Annotated in this window: 14 protein-coding genes; 11 read left to right on the top strand and 3 right to left on the bottom strand. The window is 67.0% G+C overall.

Features of this window, described 5'->3' with window-relative positions; all coding sequences use genetic code 11:
- The first annotated feature begins 31 nt into the window (after nucleotides 1-31).
- From ald to ABWP22_RS02180, 9 genes are all read left to right on the top strand, one after another.
- Nucleotides 32-1,144, top strand: coding sequence for an alanine dehydrogenase (gene ald, locus ABWP22_RS02220; RefSeq protein ID WP_353198289.1), 1,113 nt, complete (start codon nucleotides 32-34; stop codon nucleotides 1,142-1,144).
- A gap of 3 nt (nucleotides 1,145-1,147) precedes the next feature.
- A complete protein-coding gene (locus ABWP22_RS02215) occupies nucleotides 1,148-1,939 on the top strand; it encodes an SDR family NAD(P)-dependent oxidoreductase (RefSeq protein ID WP_353198288.1) in 792 nt (263 codons plus the stop codon).
- A 5-nt stretch (nucleotides 1,940-1,944) separates the two neighbouring features.
- Nucleotides 1,945-3,630: an FAD-dependent oxidoreductase gene (locus ABWP22_RS02210; protein WP_353198287.1), complete on the top strand. Its 1,686-nt coding sequence runs from the start codon at nucleotides 1,945-1,947 to the stop codon at nucleotides 3,628-3,630.
- 3 nt (nucleotides 3,631-3,633) lie between these two features.
- Nucleotides 3,634-5,112: an ABC transporter substrate-binding protein/permease gene (locus ABWP22_RS02205; RefSeq protein ID WP_353198286.1), complete on the top strand. Its 1,479-nt coding sequence runs from the start codon at nucleotides 3,634-3,636 to the stop codon at nucleotides 5,110-5,112.
- Nucleotides 5,112-5,798 carry an amino acid ABC transporter permease gene (locus tag ABWP22_RS02200; RefSeq protein WP_353198285.1) on the top strand — a complete coding sequence of 229 codons (687 nt, stop codon included), beginning with the start codon at nucleotides 5,112-5,114 and terminating at the stop codon, nucleotides 5,796-5,798. The genes ABWP22_RS02205 and ABWP22_RS02200 overlap by 1 nt, the downstream gene beginning before the upstream one ends.
- On the top strand, nucleotides 5,776-6,513 hold the full coding sequence (locus ABWP22_RS02195; protein WP_353198284.1) for an amino acid ABC transporter ATP-binding protein: 738 nt from the start codon (nucleotides 5,776-5,778) through the stop codon (nucleotides 6,511-6,513). Before ABWP22_RS02200 ends, ABWP22_RS02195 begins: the two co-directional genes overlap by 23 nt.
- 97 nt (nucleotides 6,514-6,610) lie before the next feature.
- Entirely contained in the window at nucleotides 6,611-7,555 is a 945-nt protein-coding gene (locus ABWP22_RS02190) for a dihydrodipicolinate synthase family protein (protein ID WP_353198283.1), read from the top strand.
- Entirely contained in the window at nucleotides 7,552-8,661 is a 1,110-nt protein-coding gene (locus tag ABWP22_RS02185; protein WP_353198282.1) for an oxidoreductase, read from the top strand. Before ABWP22_RS02190 ends, ABWP22_RS02185 begins: the two co-directional genes overlap by 4 nt.
- Nucleotides 8,658-9,989 carry a M24 family metallopeptidase gene (locus tag ABWP22_RS02180; protein ID WP_353198281.1) on the top strand — a complete coding sequence of 444 codons (1,332 nt, stop codon included), beginning with the start codon at nucleotides 8,658-8,660 and terminating at the stop codon, nucleotides 9,987-9,989. The genes ABWP22_RS02185 and ABWP22_RS02180 overlap by 4 nt, the downstream gene beginning before the upstream one ends.
- 66 nt (nucleotides 9,990-10,055) lie before the next feature.
- Here ABWP22_RS02180 and ABWP22_RS02175 read toward each other — a convergent pair whose 3' ends face one another.
- Nucleotides 10,056-11,690, bottom strand: coding sequence for a DUF885 family protein (locus ABWP22_RS02175; protein ID WP_353198280.1), 1,635 nt, complete (start codon nucleotides 11,688-11,690; stop codon nucleotides 10,056-10,058).
- Nucleotides 11,687-13,309, bottom strand: coding sequence for a DUF885 family protein (locus ABWP22_RS02170; protein ID WP_353198279.1), 1,623 nt, complete (start codon nucleotides 13,307-13,309; stop codon nucleotides 11,687-11,689). Before ABWP22_RS02170 ends, ABWP22_RS02175 begins: the two co-directional genes overlap by 4 nt.
- Before the next feature lie 149 nt (nucleotides 13,310-13,458).
- On the opposite strand from ABWP22_RS02170, the gene ABWP22_RS02165 reads away from it, so the two are divergent.
- Complete coding sequence (locus tag ABWP22_RS02165; protein ID WP_353198278.1) at nucleotides 13,459-15,135, top strand: DUF885 family protein; 1,677 nt, start codon at nucleotides 13,459-13,461, stop codon at nucleotides 15,133-15,135.
- A 14-nt stretch (nucleotides 15,136-15,149) separates the two neighbouring features.
- Here the strand turns inward: ABWP22_RS02165 and ABWP22_RS02160 are convergent, their stop codons facing one another.
- Entirely contained in the window at nucleotides 15,150-16,001 is an 852-nt protein-coding gene (locus tag ABWP22_RS02160) for a transporter (protein WP_353198277.1), read from the bottom strand.
- A 116-nt stretch (nucleotides 16,002-16,117) separates the two neighbouring features.
- On the opposite strand from ABWP22_RS02160, the gene ABWP22_RS02155 reads away from it, so the two are divergent.
- The gene (locus tag ABWP22_RS02155) at nucleotides 16,118-17,524 is read left to right on the top strand and encodes an aminotransferase (protein WP_353198276.1); all 1,407 of its coding nucleotides are present in this window, start codon (nucleotides 16,118-16,120) and stop codon (nucleotides 17,522-17,524) included.
- Nucleotides 17,525-17,628: the final 104 nt, after the last annotated feature.

Raw genomic sequence — 17,628 nt, 5'->3', positions numbered from 1 at the left:
CCCCTGTGCCCCATAGTCAGGACCTTTCATCATGCTCATCGGTGTCCCCCGCGAAATCAAGCGCCACGAATATCGGGTCGGGCTGACCCCCGGCAGCGTGCGCGAGTGTGTGGTGCACGGCCATCAGGTGCTGATCGAAACCGGCGCTGGTGCGGGCATCGGCGCCGATGATGCGGCCTATGTGGCCGCTGGCGCCGAAATCGCAGCGGACGCCGCCAGCGTCTTCGCCCGTGCCGACATGATCGTGAAGGTGAAGGAGCCGCAAGCCAGCGAATGGGCGCAACTGCGCGATGGGCAGATCTTGTTCACCTATCTCCATCTCGCCCCCGATCCCGATCAGGCCCACGGTCTGATCGCCTCGCGCTGCACCGCCATCGCCTATGAAACGGTCACCGATGGGGCTGGCCATTTGCCGCTGCTCGCGCCGATGAGCGAAGTGGCCGGCCGGCTGGCCATCGAAGCCGCGGGCCAGGCGCTGCGTCGCCATGCCGGCGGCATGGGTCTTCTGCTGGGCGGGGTGCCCGGCGTGAAGCCGGCGCGGGTGGTGATCATCGGCGGCGGCGTGGTCGGCACCCAGGCGGCGCGCATGGCGGTAGGGCTGGGCGCGGAAGTCACCATCATCGATCGCTCCTTGCCGCAACTGCGTCGGCTGGATGATCTGTTCGGCGGCCGCGTGCGCACCCGCACCGGCAGCCGCGCCGTGCTGGAGGAGGAACTGGCCGCGGCCGACGTGGTGGTGGGCGCGGCGCTGATCCCCGGCGCCAGCGCGCCCAAGCTGATCACCCGCGCTGATCTGAAGCTGATGATCCCCGGCGCCGTGATTGTCGATGTTGCCATCGATCAGGGCGGTTGCGCCGAAACCAGCCGGCCGACCACCCACGACGATCCGACCTATGATGTGGGTGGCATCATCCATTATTGCGTCGCCAACATGCCCGGCGCGGTGCCGAAAACCAGCAGCGCCGCGCTGAACAATGCCACCTTGCCCTATGTGCTGGCGCTGGCGGCCCAAGGCCTGGGCGCGCTCCACACCGATGCGGGCCTGCGCGCCGGGCTGAATGTGCATCGCGGGCAGATCACCAACGCCGCGGTGGCGGCGGCGCTGGGGCTGGTCCATCACGACCCGCTGTCGGTGCTGGTCTGAACCATGCATCCCGCAGTTGATCTGACCGGCAAGACCATCCTGCTCACCGGCGCGTCCAAGGGCATCGGCGCGGCCACCGCGGCGATCCTGGGCGCTTCGGGCGCGCATCTGGTGGCGCATTATGGCAGTGACCGCGCCGGGGCCGAAGCCGCCACCGCCGCCATCCCGGCCGACCGCCTGTTGCTGGTTCAGGCCGATCTGGCCGATCTGAATGCGGTCGAATCGCTGTGGGATGCGGCGCTGGCCTGGCGCGGCCGCATCGATGTGCTGGTCAACAACGCGGCGGTGATGGATTTTTCCGGTGGCATTGATGCACCGGTCGATCATTGGGACGCGGTGTGGGATGCGGCGCTCACCGTGAACGTGAAGGCCCCGGCCCGGCTGATGCGCCGCGCCGTGCAGCATTATCTTGAAGCCGATGGCGGCAAGGATCAGGGGGGCGCGATCATCTCCATCGGCAGTTGGGCGGCGCAGCGCGGGGTCACCAACCCCGCCACCATAGCCTATGGCGCATCAAAGGCGGCGATCCGCGCCGCCACCCAGTCCATCGCCCGCGCCTATGCACGGCAGAAAATCCTGGCCTATGTCATCACGCCGGGCGTCGTGCGCACCCGCCTGTCCGAACAGTTCGCGGCCACCAATGGCGGGGAAGCCGCGGTATCCGCCACGCTGGCCAGCGGCGAATGGGTGACGCCGGATGAGCTCGGCCGACTGGTGGCCTTCCTGGCGTCGGGTGCGGTGCCGCAGCTTTCGGGCGCGACGCTCGATGTCAACGGCGCGAGCTATATCCGCTGATGCGGGTGAGCCTGCCTGGGGTGGAGCGCGCCGGCGCCGGCTTTGGCCTGCAATTTGCTGGCCGCACCATCCAGGCCTTTCCCGGCGAGACGCTGGCCGCGGCGCTGCTGGCGGCGGGTGAACTGGCGCTGCGCCGTACAGCCGGTGGCGATGATCGGGGCATTTATTGCGGCATGGGCGTGTGCGGCGAATGCAGCGTGCTGGTCGATGGGGCGCCGCGCCGCGCCTGCATGACGGCGGCCGAACCGGGGCAGCAGGTGGAACCGCTGCCGGCGCGCGTGGTGGCCCAGCCGCAACCCATACAGACGCTCACCCATCACAGCTGCGATCTGCTGGTGGTGGGGGCCGGCCCGGCCGGATTGGCGGCCACGCTGGCGGCGCGCGCGGCCGGCCTGTCGGTTATTCTGGCCGATGAACGCGCCAAGCCCGGCGGCCAATATTTCAAGCAGCCCGGTGAGGGCCTGACCATCGATGCGACCGCCATCGACCGGCAGTTCGCCGCTGGCCGCACGCTGATCGAACAAGCAGTCGCCAGCGGCGCGGCGATCTGGCGCGGCTGCATGGCCTGGCACGCCGCGCAGGATGGCGATGGCGATGGCGTGGCGGTGGCGGTCACCACGCCGGATGGCCCGGCGCAGGTGCGTGCCCGCCGGCTGGTGGTCGCGGCCGGCGCCATGGAACGGCCGTGGCCGGTGCCGGGCTGGACGCTGCCCGGCGTGATGACCACCGGCGCGGCGCAAACCCTGCTGCGCGGCAGTGCGGTGGCGCCGGGTGCGCGCGTGCTGGTCGCCGGCAATGGCCCGCTCAATCTGCAATTGGCCTGTGAGCTGCTGGCGGCGGGCGTTACCGTGGTGGCCGTGGTGGAACAGGCGCCGCGGCCCGGCCCTGCTCAAATCGGCGCGCTGGCGGCGATGCTGACGAGCCATGCCGGGCTGGCCCTCATGGGCGCGGCACAACTGGCAAAGCTGGTGCGGGCCGGCGTGCCCTTGCTGTTCGGCCATGACGTCACGCGCATCGCCGGCGCCACCCGCGTCGAAGCGGTGGCCATCGCGGCGCCCGGTGGCCCCGAACGCTGGTTCGACATCGACGCCGTGTGCATCGGCGCCGGTTTCCAGCCGCAGGCCGAGCTCCCGCGCGCCCTGGGTTGCGCCATGGCCAGCGATGGCCTGTCCGTGCAGCGCGATGACAGCGGGCGTACGTCGCTGGAATGCGTGTTCGTCGCGGGCGATGGCGGCGGCCTCGGCGGCGCGGTGGCGGCGCAGGCGCAAGGCCGGCTGGCCGGGGCGGCGGCCGCGCGCGACCTGATCGGCACGCTGCCGGCTTCCCTGGAACGGCAGGACGAACAGGCCCGCCGCGATCTGGCCCGCGCGCAGCGGTTTCAACGCGGGTTGTGGCAGATGTTTGCACCGCTGGCCGGGGCCGCCCCGCGGACGACATCCGAAACCCTGCTCTGCCGCTGCGAATCCGTCTCGCTGGCGCGCATCGAAACGCTGATCGCGGCGGGGGAGCGCGACATCGGCAGCATCAAGCGCGCCACGCGGGCCGGCATGGGCCGCTGCCAGGGGCGATATTGCGCGCCCCAGTTGGCCGTGCGCATGGTCGACGCCGGAAACCCGACCGAATTGTTCGCGCCGCGCCCGCCGTTCAAGCCGGTCACCATCGCCGCCATCGCTGCCCGGGACGGGGGCTGAGCCATGCTGCGCCGGCTGATCGCCCTCATCCTGTTGTTGTTCGCCCTGCCCGCCGCTGCGCGCGACCTTGCCACGATCAAGGCCAGCGGTGTGCTGCGCGTTGGCGTCAATCCGAATTTCCCGCCGATGAGCAGCTTTGGTCCCGGTGGCCAGTTGCAGGGTTTCGACGTGAATGTGGCGCGGGCGCTGGCGCAGCGCCTGGGCGTGCGCGCCGAACTGGTGCCCACCGAGGCCGCGAGCCGCGTGCCCTTCCTGGTGTCGGGGCGCATCGATGTGTCGCTGGGTGCGCTCACCATCACGCCGGAACGCCGCGCGCTGATCGATTTTTCGGTGCCGCTGCACAGCGAAGCCATGGGCGTGATCACCACCGCGGCCACGCCGGTCACGCGCTGGCAGGACCTGAACCGCAGCGATCTCACGCTGGTCAACATGCGCGGCAACCAGTCTGTATCGGTGCTGGCCGAAAAACTGCCGCGGCCAAAACGCCTGCTGGTCGATGGCAATGCCGATACTATTCGCGCCATTGCGCAGGGGCGTGCCGACGCGCTGGTGGAAAATGTCGATTTCTTCATCGGCTTCACGCGGCTGTATCCGGATGTCGCGTGGCGCGTGCTGCCGGAACCGATTTTCACCGCCTGGTGCGGGATTGGCCTGCCCAAGGGCAATGAGCCCTTGCGGGCCGCCATCGATACCGCGCTGATCGCCCTGCACCGTGATGGCAGCATTGATCGGCTGTGGCGCGGTGCCTATGGCGCGGCGATGACGGTGCCGCCCGGCCCGGAACAATTGCGCCCGGTGGCGGCCAGCACCGGCGGCGGCCGTTATCGTTTCGATTGGCAGCCGGTGATCGCGGCGCTGCCCTATCTTGCCGGCGGTGCCTTGATCAGCCTGCAGATCGCCGGCATCGCCTTTGGTTCCGGCGCGGTGCTGGGCCTGGTGCTGGCGCTGGCCCGCCACAGCGGCCCGGCCTGGGCGCAGCGCGCGGCCGGCGCCTATGTGTCGGCCATCACCAACACGCCTGCGCTGGTGCAGATTTTCCTGCTTTATTATGCGCTGCCCGATGCCGGCGTGCTGCTGCCGGCGTTTGTCGCGGTCACGCTCGGCCTCACGCTCAACGCCGCGGCCTATCTTGCCGATATCCTTCGCGGCGGCATCGCGGCGCTGCGCGCGTCAGAGCTTGAGGCCGCCGCCGTGCTCGGCCTGTCGGCGCGCGATCGGCTGCGCTTTGTCATGCTGCCGGCCATCGTCGCCGCCGTCTATCGCCCGCTGGCCAATTTCTTCATCGTGCTGGTGCTGGGCAGTTCGATGGCGGCGCTGTTCGGGGTGGAGGAACTCACCGGGCGCGCCATCAATATCTCCACCGCCAATCTGCGCACCATCGAGACGTTCGCGGTCACCGGCCTGATCTACATCTTGCTCACCCTGATCGCGTCGGGCGCATTGGCCCTGTTCGGTCGCCACGTGCTGAAACTGCAACGCTGATGGCGGGAGCCGATGCCTTTTTCACCGCCGATACGGCACTGTTTCTGGTGCAGGCGCTGGGCCGCACGCTGTTGATGACCCTCATCGGGTGCAGCATCGGGCTGGCGTTGGGCGGCGCGCTGGCGGTGCTGCGCGGCAGCCGCGCGCCCTGGCTGGCCCCGGCGCGGGGCTTGGCGGCGCTGTACATCGAAACCTTCCGGCGGCTGCCGTTCCTGGTGATCCTGATGCTGGTGCTGTTCTGCGTGCAGGCCTTCGCGCCCGATCTGGCGCTGATCGGGGTCGCCACGATTGCTGTCACGCTGGCGGCTTCGGCCTATCTGTCCGAAATTGTCCGCGCCGGCCTTGAATCGGTGCCGCAGGCGCAGCGCGATTCGGCCGCCATGCTCGGGCTGTCGTGGCTCGATACACTGCGGCTGGTGATGCTGCCGCAGGCCTGGGGCGTCATCCTGCCGCCGGCCGCCGCCTTCATGGTGATGTTCATCAAGGATACGGCGCTGGCCAGCCAGATCGGCGTGGTCGAACTGGCCTTTGCCGGCAAGATCCTCGTCAACAAGGGCGTGTCGCCGGTGCTCGGCTTCGGTGCCGTGCTGATCCTCTATGCGCTGCTGAGCTGGCCGCTGGGCCGCGCGGCCAAGGCCCTCGAAACCCTGCTGGAGAACCGCCGTGGCGCTGCTCACCATCGCTGACCTGGCCGCCGGCTATGGCGGCGCGCCCATATTGAACGGCGTCAGCCTGAGCGCTGAACGTGGCGACATCATCAGCCTGATCGGGCCATCGGGATCGGGCAAATCCACCCTGCTGCGCGTGCTGATGGGCCTGACCCCGGCCAGCGGCGGCCAGGTGATGCTGGACGGCGTGGCGGTGGATTATGCCAGCAAGCCGGCACTCACCGCGCTGCGCCGGCGCATGACCATGGTGTTCCAGCAATATAATCTGTTCCAGAACATGACCGCACTGGCCAATGTCTGCCTGGCGCCGGTGCGGGCGTTGGGCGTGCCGGAGGCGCAGGCCGAAGCGCGCGGCCGCGAATTGCTGGCGCGCGTCGGCCTGGCCGATCATCTGCACAAATATCCGGCGCAACTGTCGGGCGGGCAACAGCAGCGTGTGGCGATCGCCCGCGCACTGGCCATGCAGCCGGACATCTTGCTGCTCGATGAAGTCACTTCGGCGCTCGATCCCGAACGCGTGGGCGAAGTGCTCGATACGGTGCGCGATCTGGCGGCCACCGGCATCACCATGGTGATCGTCAGCCACGAAATGGCCTTCGTGCGCGAAATCTCCAGCGCCGTGGTGATGATGGATGCCGGCCGGGTGATCGAGCGCGGACCGCCCGCCGCAATGTTCACCACGCCCGCCCAGCCGCGCACCCAGGCCTTCATGCGCGCCATCATTCGTCATTGAACATGCCAACACGGCGCTTTTCCGCGGCAGTTCTGTTCGCTATGCTTCCATTTGTGCGAAAATCGACGGTTTTCGAGCTTCAGACAGGGATTTTGCCATGACCAAGGCCTTTCGCGGCAGCCATTCAGTGATCGTCACCCCCTTCAACGACAGCGGCAGCGATCTCGATCTCGGCCGGCTGCATGCGTTTCTGGATTGGCAGCTGGAATCCGGCGTGCCCGGCGTGATCATCCTGGGTACCACCGGCGAATTCCTGACCATTTCCGATGATGAACGCCGCCGGCTGGTGGACGCGACCGTCAAGCATGCCGCCGGCCGCTATCAGGTGATGGTCGGCACCATGAACGCCTATACCGCCAGCGCCGTGCGCTACAGCCGCGAAGCGCAGGATCTGGGCGCCGATGGCCTGATGATCATCCCGCCTTATTATTACACGCCCACCGATGATGAAATCTTCAACTATTACAAGGCGATCTGTGCCGACGTGCAGTTGCCGATCATGATCTACAACAACCCGTTCACCTCCAACCGCGACATGAAGGCGGCGCTGGTGGCGCGGTTGACGGCGGCCTTCGAACAGGTGCGCTACATCAAGGAAGCCAGCCAGGACATCGCCCGCGTCTTCGAGATCATCGAGGAAACCCATGGCGTGATGAACGTCTTTGCCGGCGAAAAGCCGGTGGAAAGCTTCCTGCTCGGCGCCGTCGGCTATGTGAACCCCTATGGCAATTATCTGCCGTATCAGACGACCCGCATGTGGACGCTGCTGGAAGAAGGCCGCATCAAGGAGGCTGCGCGCATCCAGCATCTGGTGCACAAGTTCGACAAGATCATCGCCGAAGGCCACCCGACCTATGGCCACCAATGCTATTCCAAGGCGCTGGCCGCCGCACAGGGCTATCCCGTGGGCGACGTCCGCGATCCGCTCACCAAATTCGCCGCCCTGGGCGAGGAAGGCCGGACCAAGGTGAAGGCCATCCGCGCCGTGTTCGACGAGATTGACGCTGCACTGATCGAGATCGACGGGCGCGCCGCGGCATGAATGTGCCCGCCCAGAGTCCGGCATTGTTCACGCCATTCACCTCCCGCGGCGTGACCTTTCCCAACCGCATCATCCTGTCCCCCATGTGCCAATATCGCGCCGTCGCTGGCGTGGCGCAGCGTTGGCACACGGCGCACCACGGCCGGCTGTCGCTGTCCGGGCTGGGCGGCGCGATCTTCGAAGCGACGGCGGTGCTGCCGGAAGGCCGCATCACGCCGGGGTGCCTTGGCATCTGGAGCGATGATCATCTGCCCGGCCTCAGCGCCCTGACCGCGCTGTACCGGGATCAAGGCGTGCCGGTCGGCATCCAGCTCGCCCATGCCGGGCGCAAGGCGACCGCCGCCACGCCGTTCGATGGCGCGCGGCCGCTGCCGGCCGATCATCCCGATTGGTGGGCCAGCGTCGCCCCCAGCGCGATACAATTTGGTGAGGGCTGGCAGGTGCCGCAGGCGCTGGACGCTGCCGGCATCGACGCGGTGATCGCCGCCTTCGTCGCCGCCGCCCGCCGCGCCGTCGCGGCCGGCTTCGATTTCATCGAACTGCATGGCGCCCACGGTTATCTCGCCGGCAGCTTCCTCTCGCCGCTCAGCAACCAGCGCGACGACGCGTTCGGCCAGGATCGCGGCCTGTTTGCCGAACTGCTGGCTCGCGCCGTGCGCGCCGCCATTCCTGAAACCATGCCGTTGTTCTGGCGCACGTCGGCGGTCGATACCGGCGTGACCATCGACGACACGGTGGCACTGGCCCTGCGTCTCCACGCGGTGGGCGTCGATGTGGTCGATTGCTCGTCGGGCGGCACCAGCGGGCCGTCCGGGGTCACCGGCAGCCCGCCGGCGCCCGGTTACATGGTGCCTTTGGCTGCCGCGGTGAAAGCCGCCGGCGTGCCGAGCATGGCCGTGGGGCTGATCATGGACGGCTTGGTTGCCAATGGCGCCATCGCCGATGACGCGGCCGATCTGGTGGCTGTGGGCCGCGAGCTGCTGGCCGATTCGGGCTTCGTGCTGCGCTGCGCGCGCGCGCTTGGCCTGGCGCAGCCGTATCATGTGCTGCCGCTGGGCCTGCATTTCTATCTGGAGCGCCGCAAGTACGAGGGGATGAGGCCATGAAGACATTGTTTGCCGCGCTGCTGCTGGCGGTTGCCGCGCCCGCCATTGCGCAAGATTACCAGCGCCCCGGTGTGCCGCCCCTGCGGGATCGCGTTGCCACACACGATCGCCTGGTCAAGGCGCGGCTCGATCGCGTGGTGCCGCGCATCATGCGCGAGGTCGGTGTGGACATGTGGATCCTCGTCGCCCGCGAGTATAATGAAGACCCGGTGGTCAAGGCCATGCTGCCCGCCACCTGGGCCTCGGCGCGGCGGCGCATGGTGCTGATCTTCTTCGACAACGGCACCAGCGTCGAGCGTTTCGCCATCGCCCGCTATCCGGTCGGTGATCTGTTCCCGTCGGCCTGGAACCCGGAGGCGCAGCCCGATCAATGGGCCCGCGTCGCGCAACTGGTGGGGGAACGCAAACCAAAGCGCATCGCCGTCAACATCAGCCGCGATTTGGGCCTCGCCGATGGCCTCAGCGCTGGCGAACATCGCCAGCTTGTCGCCGCGCTCGGCCCGCTGGCCAGTCGCATCGAAAGCCATGACCGGCTGGCACTGGGCGTGCTGGAAACCCGCACACCTGAAGATCTCGACGTCTATCAGGGCATCATGCGCGTCGCCCATGCGCTGATTCCGGAAGGCCTGTCGGAAAAGGTGATCACGCCCGGCGTCACCACCACGCAGGATGTGGTGTGGTGGTATCGCGAGCGGCTCGCCGATCTGCGCCAGGATGCCTGGTGCCAGCCATCGGTGGACATTCAGCGCGCCAACGCCGCCGCCGTCACGCCGGGCCGGCAAACACTGCCCGAAAACAATGTGATCATGCCGGGCGATCTGCTGCATGTCGATTTCTGTGCCGGCATGATGGGCCTGAAAACCGATACGCAGATGCTGGCCTATGTGCTCAAACCCGGCGAAACCGAGGCGCCGGCAGGCCTGAAGGCCGGCATGGCCGCCGCCAACAAGGTGCAGGATGCGTTGACCTCATCGTACCGCACGGGCCTGACCGGCAATCAATTGCTCGCCGCCGCGCGCGCCAAGGCCATCGCACAGGGCCTGAACCCGGTGATCTACACCCACGCCATCGGCCAGCACGGCCACGGCGCCGGGCCGTGGATCGGCGCCTGGGAACGGCAGGACATCATCCCCGGCCTCGGCGAATATCGCATCTATCCCGATACCGCCTGGTCGATCGAGCTGGCGGCGTTGCACAAGGTGCCGGAATGGGGCGGCAGCGACGTGCGCTTCCCGTTGGAAGTGGACGGCTTCTTCAACGGCAAGGACTGGCGCTGGATCGATGGCCGGCAAACGGAACTGCTGCTGATCCCGCGCGGGGGGAAGTAGGGGCAACAGGGTTGAACAACTCCCTCCCCCTTGCGGGGAGGGAGTCGCCTTCTTCGCTTCAAGCCCTCACGGCATCGGCGGCGCATTCCGGAAGCGCTTCACCTGCGTGTCATCGCCCAGCAATTCCCAGCGCGTCAGCGCGATCGGGATGATGCCGCTGGCGATGAAGCGATCGTGGAACCGGCCAAGGTTGAAGGCCTGGCCGTCGCGGTGGCCGACCTCGGCCACCAACTGTTCCAGCTGCAATTTGCCGAAATAATAATTCAGCCCCAGCCCCGGCTGCCGCACATAGAGCGCCATGTCGAAGGCGGCGGTGTCGTCGGTCTTTTCCATCCAGTAGGGCGTGCGCTCCGTCAGGCTGGTCAGCGCCTGGTCCAGGCTCCATTCACCGGCCTGCAGCTTCAGTTCGGGCGCCAGCCGGGCGGCGCGATTGGCCTGCAGGATATAGTGGATTTCGCGCGCCTTGGGGCGGGCATCGAGCCAGCCGGCCTGCAGCATCATTTCTTCCAGATAGAAGGCCCAGCCCTCCATCCGCTGCGAATCGAGAAAGCCGACCGGCGCCTGGCCGCGGATCGGGCGCGGATCGCGCCGCCGCCACATGGAATCAAAGATATGGCCGGGCAGATTGTGCGCCCGCAAGCTGCGCGGGTCGCGGTCTTCGGCTTCGCGGAAGAAATTGCGGCGGATCGGCAGATCGAAAGGCCCGCCGGCGGCCGGATCCTGATTCTGCGGCATCACGTAGGGGCCTTCGGGCGGCGGCACGACCAGCCAGTCGGGCACGGTCATCAGATCCCTGGCCTTGATATAGGCCAATATATCTTCATCCGCCTCGCGCCGGATGCGCTCGAAATCCGCCAGCGTGGTGACGGCCGGCAGCATCGGCGTCCCGCGATGCTCCTGCTCCTCGATCTTCAGGAAGGTGACGCTGCGTTCCCATTCGCGCTCCCCCAGCACCAGCATTTCCGCCGAATTCCACGGGTAATAGAGCACATGCGCCAGATACCAATCCATCGCCGGCCGGCCGATGCCGGCGCTGGCTGGCACCTTGGGGTGCATGGATTCCAGCCAGTCGGCAAAGCTGCGTGAGGCGGCTTCGGCGGCGCGCGCCGCCTTGGCCAGCGCCGGATCGGATTTGGCCAGATCAGCCGCCATGCGCGCATAGAGCCGGGCTTCGATGCGGTGATGCGCCAGCCCCAGCGTGATCAGATCGCCCTTCATGTCGGTCAGCGCGGTGCGCGCCGCGGCCAGCGCGGCCGGCACGCTGGCCAGTTTCGCTGCCAGATCGGCGCGTGCGGCCTTGTCTTTCAAGGGAAGTTTCGGCGGCGCCCAGGCCGTGGCCACCTTTGGCCCCCAGCCGATATTCAGCGTCGCCCACCACGATGGATCGCGCTGCCACTGGCGCAGATGGCGATGCTGGAACAGCACGGAACGGATCTCGCTGAGCGTGATCATCCAGTCCACCCGCTCCGCCACCGGCCAGCTGCTGTCGTCCATCGCCTCCAGCCGCGCCAGCGCCGCCTGCGCCACCGCTTCGCGCCGCGTCATGGCGGCCGGCGTGTGATCGGCGACATGCGCCTGCGAAGTGAAGGCGATGTCGCTGCGGAACTGCTTGTGGAGCGCGACCAAATCGGCGTGAGTCGCCGCCAGCGCCGGGGTCGCCAGCAGCAGCGAGACCGCAGCAAGGCCAAGCAGCCGCCTCATGGCGTGATGCCCATCGCGGTCACTTCATCGGTCGCACCCAGCCATTGCCAGCGGATCAGGCTGAGCGGGATCATGCCGAAATCGCCGAAGCGATCATAGAAGCCCTTCACGCTGAACGTCCCGCCCGGCAGCCCGGCCTGTTCCTGTTCGGCCAGTTCGGCGAACAGCCGTTCCACCTGCGCCTTGCCGGTGATGTAGCTGGGGCCATAGCCGGGGAAGCGCAGATAGAGTGACTGTTCAAAGCCGAGCAAAGGCAGATCGGGGCTCATCCAGCCATTGGGCGTGCGACCGACCTGCATGGCCATTGCCGCCTTCAGATCGATCTGATTGGCCTGCGCATAGAGGGACGCCAGCCCGCGTGCCGCGCGCTGGGCCTGCATGATCCATACGACTTCGCGGCTGCGCGGCTCGTTGTCGAACAGGCCGGCGTCCAGCATCATCGCTTCCATCGCGGTGGCATTGCCTTCGGATCGGCTCAACCAGATGTTGTAGAGCAACGGCTCGCGCCGGATCGGCGACGGGTTCGGGCGCTCCTTCATCTCCGCCAGATCCCACCAGTGATAGAAATGCGCGAACAGGCTGTTCGGCGAGCGCCCTTGTGCGATCGCGAAGAAATTCTGCTTGTCGGCCGGCAGCCACGTGCCGATGCGCTTGACCAGTTCCGGCTTCATGTAGGGGCGGATGGTTGCCACGCCGGTCTTGTCCATGAACGCGATGAAATGGTCGATGTCTTTCAGGCTCTTGGCGTCCCATTCGGCCTGGCTGGCCGGGCTGGTCAGCGCGGGCAGCGCCTTGTGGTTGTTCTCCTCCAGGCGCAGGCCACTATGGGCGCGCGCCAGTTCGCGCTTCAGGATCGCCACCTCGTCGGACCAGGTGTAGGGCGACAACTGCACATGCTTCAGGAACCAGTCGTAGGCCGCGATGCCGACGCCCGATGGCCCGGTCTTCTTCGGCGCCTCGGCCTTCACCCAGGCGATGAAGCTCTCCGTGGCCGCCAGCGCCCCAGCCGTGGCCTTTTCCAGCGGCTTGTTGCCCTTCACCTTGGCTTGCAGATCGCGCAGCGCATCGGCCTGTTCGACGAGCGAAACGCTGCTGGCGTTCCAAATGTCGGCGGCATTGCCGGTCAGGTTGCCGCGCGCCTGGGTCAGCAGCGGCGGGATCGTCGCCAGTTCGCCGGCCAGCTTCGCCGCATCGGCCTTGCTGAGCGGGAAATCATATTGCCAAAGCTCGATCGGCGCGACATGCACCGGGCCTTCGTGCGCCGGCGTGTCGCTCTGCGCGATCCACACGCTGGCATACCAGGCGGGGTCGCGCTCCCAGGGCTTCAGCGTTTCCAGGAAGAATTTCAGTCCGTTCAGTTCGGCCTGCACCAGTTCGCGATCGACCTTGTCGGCCACTGCCCAGCCCGTTGTGTCGATGGCCTTCAGCTTAGCCTGATATTGCACGAGGCCCGCAGCGCGCGCCGCGTTGGCGGCCGGCGTGTAATCGGGCACACCCGCCACGGTGGCATTATGGAAGCGCCGCCAATCGGCGAACAACGCGTGCAGCTCCGCCGGCGTGCTGGCCAGCGCCGGTGCGGCCGCCACCAGCGTCGCGGCGATTGCGATCAGGAATTTCATGCAGCTACCCCCAGGTTCGGCTTCGCAGTTGTTCGCATAGAATACATTGGTTCGCCAAGCGCGCAAATCTATTGACGTCCGCCGGGCTGCCCGGCAGGCTGATGCCGAGACTTTCGGATGGGACATTCGGGCAGGATAAGGGGACGGGCATGACGCGGCAAATGGCAATGATGGCTTCGGCGCTGGCACTGGTGCTGGGCGCGCCGGCCGCCTTGATGACGGCCGCCCCGGTGCAGGCGGCGACCGCCGCGCCGGCCGGCCCGCCGCAGGGCCGCGGTGATTACAAGGTGCTCAACGCGGTTTGGGCCGAATTCCTCGCCTGGCGCGACGCGCGCGAGGGCGCCAGCGTGCCCGATTACACGCCGCAAACCATTGCACGCCAGAGCCGCGAGCTGAACGGGCTGATGGCACGCGTGCAGGACATGAATGTCGCCAGTTTCAGCCGCGCCGAACAGGCCGATTGGCTGGCGGTGCGATCGAAGATGGCGCAGCACATGTTCTGGCTGCAGGTGTCCAAGCCGTTTTCGCGCGATCCCGGCCATTATGTCGATCAGATGCTGTATCCGCCGATGACCGAACTGCCGGTGAGCGGTGCCGAAAAGGATCGGCTGGTCGCCCGGCTGCGCCTGATCCCGCAGCTTGCCGAACAGGGCAAGCGCACGCTGACCGAAGCCGCCGCCGATTATGCCGACCTGGCGCTGTACAATCTCGAACATGCCGATGGCGTCGGCCACAACCACCCGTGGCGGCCGGTGCCGCCGGCCGGCGTGATCGGCTGGTTCGACGACATGGCGGCGCGCGCCAAGGACAAGCAGCCCGATCTGCTGCCCGACATCATGGCGGCGCGCAGTGCGGCGCTGGGCTTTCGCGATTGGCTGAAGGCCGCCCGGCCGAAGATGACCGCCAAGGCCGGCGTAGGGGAGGCGCGCTTCAACTGGTATCTGAAGAACGTCAAGCTGCTGCCCTACAATGCCGATCAGCTTTATGTGCTGGGCGCGCGCGAATCGCAGCGGCTGTGGGCGATCCACGCGCTGGAGGAGCATCGCAACCGCAAGCTGCCGCCGCTGCTGCCCGCGGCCAGCAAGGAAGAATATGAGCGCCGCCGCGCCGACACCAAGGCGGCGATCACCCAGTGGCTGAAGGACGAGGATATCATCACCATTCCCGATGATATCGGCCCGCTTTATGTCAACGTGCCGTGGATCGAGCGTCCGGGTGGCCGCAATTTCTGGGAGGAAATCCAGTATCGCGATGCCAGCCCCGATCTGTTCCACGCCACCATCCCCGGCCACGCCTTTGACGGCAACATGGGCAAACGCGACAAGCACCCGATCCGGTCCCGCATCGGCGATGGCGTGCGCGCCGAAGGCTGGGGCGTCTATCTGGAGGAGGCCAGTCAGAAGCTGGGCTTCATGGCCGGCCGCCCACGGGTGCGCGAGCTGATCGATATTTTCGGCATCTTCCGCGCCGTGCGCGTGGCTGGCGACATCGATCTGCAACTGAACCGCAAGGGCGTGAAGGACGTGGTGGCCGAATGGCGACAGAACACGCCGATGCTGGATGAGAATGTCGCGCGGGTCGATGCCGAAATCTATCTGCGCCGCCCGCCCGGCTATGGCATCGGTTACACGGTCGGCATGATCGAGATGCAGAAGCTGCTGGCCGACGTGCGCTTCCAGGAAGGCGAAAAGTTCGAGCTGAAGCGCTTTCACGACCGGGTGATGACCATCGGCCGTATCCCGTTCAGCCTGATCCGGTACGACATGACCGGCCGCGACGACGAGGTGAAGAATTTCTGGCGGATGGACCCGCTGCCGCCGGCATGAACCTTGTCCGGCGTTCAGAAACGCGCGGCCACGCCCAGATACGCCACCAGCCCGGGCGTGGCTGCGTTCAGCCCGATGTTGGCGCCGATATCCAGTTGAAGGGTGGGATGTACCAGCCAGGCCAGCGACATATCGTAACTGGCCTGACGGATGGTGCCGGTGGGATCGAAATTCTGGCTGGTCCACAGCTCGTTGTACAAGGTGACCGCGCCGATCTGCCGGGCAATGTTGATCAGCCCGGTCACGCCGGCATGCCGGCCCCGCCCATCGGCATCAGCCAGGAAATCCAGCTGCGGCCCCAGCGTGACGGTCCACCCGCCCGGCACATTGATGTTGATCGGCACGGCCACGCCGGCCTCCACCTTGCCATTGCTGATGCCCGCGGGCGCTGTTGGCAGCTTGATGAACGGCAGCAACGCCACCTGCACGCTTTGCATCGCACCTGTCAGGCGGTGTTTGTAGCGCAGGGTGGCATCGCCAATGCCGGCGCGGCGATCCACCCGCCCCGCGGCATCACGATTGCGTACCTGCACGAGGGGCGTCCAGTTCAACTGGATGTCGCTATGGCTGGTCAGGCCGAATTTCACCGTGGTGTTGGCCGCCACCAGCTGATCGGTGCGGTTGCCGCCCGATGTGGTGGACAGCCAGGCCAGGCCGTCGGCTTCGATCTGGATCAGGCCGCGTGGCACCGTGCAGGCGAAATTGGATTTGGTCGGGCGGTCGGTGCAGATCGGCGCATCGGCGCTCGATGCCGTCGGCACGGTTTGGGTCACGCCATGCGCCACCGTTTGGGATCTGGCTGTCTCCGGCGCGATCAGCGCCAGCATGGCCAGAATGGCGTGGCCGGATCGACAGGCACCGATCATTGCATCGCATTCCTGATTGCCAACCGAAACTTCCCGTTTCGGGCGCGCGCAAAGGCTTGCCAATCCGCACGGCACGCTTCTAGCTTGCACCCTCTGCATTGGAAAGGCTTTGCCCGATGAACCGCCCGCTCAGCGCCGCCGACCTGATCGCCATGGATCAGGCCCATGTCTTCCACCCGTTCACCATGGCCGCCGACCATGAAGATCATGGCCCGGCGGCGATGATGGTGGCGGGCCAGGGCGCGCGGCTCACCGATGTGCACGGCCGCGACTATATCGATGCGCTGGCCGGCCTGTGGTGCGTCAACGTCGGTTATGGCCGGCCGGAACTGGCCGAAGCCATGCGGGTGCAGGCCGAGCGGCTGCCCTATTTCCACGGCTTTTCCAGCATGGCCAATGATGTCGTGGCGCAATTGTCGGCGCGGCTGGTGGCCATGGCGCCAGCGGGCATGAAGAAGGTGTTTTTCGGCAACAGCGGATCGGATGCCAACGACACCCAGGTGAAGATCGCCTGGCTGTACCACGCCGCCAAGGGCAAGACGGCCAAGCGCAAGATGCTGGCGCGCACCCGCGGCTATCATGGCGTGACCGTTATGACCGCCGGGTTGACCGGGCTGACCGGGCTGCATGATGGCTTCGGCTTGCCGTTGCCCGGCGTGCATCATGTGATGGCGCCGCGCCGGATCTGGGAAGGCCATGGCCTGTCCGAAGCCGAATTCACCCAGAAACTCGCCGATGATCTGGAAGCCACCATCGCCCGCGAAGGCGCCGATACGATTGCCGCGATGATCATGGAGCCGTTGATGGGCGCCGGCGGCGTGCACGCGCCGCCTGCCGGTTATTACCAGGCCATCCAGCCGATCCTGAAGAAGCACGACATCCTGCTGATCGCCGATGAAGTGATCTGCGGCTTTGGCCGGCTGGGCGCCATGTTCGGTTGCGAAGTGTTCGGCATCGAACCGGACATGATCACCGTGGCCAAGGGGCTGACCTCGGCCTATTTCCCGCTGTCGGCGTGCATCGTTTCCGATGGCGTTTGGCAGGTCATGCGTGCCGCCGAAGGCCGATTCGGCGCGTTCGGCCATGGTTACACCTATTCGGGCCACCCGGTGGGTGCGGCGGTGGCGATGGCCAATCTGGATATCATTGATCGCGAGAATCTGGTGGCACAGGCCGCCGTGACCGGCAGTTACATGCAGGAGGCGCTGCGCGCGGCGTTCGGCAACCATCCGCTGGTCGGCGATGTGCGCGGCCAGGCGCTGATCGGCGCGGTCGAGTTCATTGCGGGGCGCGATGGCGAAGGCCGGCCGCTGGCGTTCGATCCGGCGCTGAAAGTCTCCGCGCGCATCGTGAATGCAGCGCGCGCCCGCGGCGTCATCGGCCGCGCCCTGCCGGCATCGGACTCGGTCGCCTTCTCGCCGCCGTTCGTCATCACCCGCGATGAGATCGACACGGTGGTAGCGGTGTTCCGCGAAGCGGCCGACGAAGTGATGGGCCAATTGCGCGCGGCGGGGCAGTTCTAACCTCCCGACAAGAAACCCGTCATGCTGGCGTAGGCCAGCATCCACCGTGGGACCCGGACTTGTGTTGGCACCGGCGGCCCCAGCGGCACACTGGATGCTGGCCT

It is taken from the genome of Sandarakinorhabdus sp. (assembly GCF_040398665.1).
Taxonomy (GTDB): Bacteria; Pseudomonadota; Alphaproteobacteria; order Sphingomonadales; family Sphingomonadaceae; genus Sandarakinorhabdus.
Note: the sequence above shows the minus strand (reverse complement) of the source record. Positions and strands in the feature narration are given on the sequence as shown.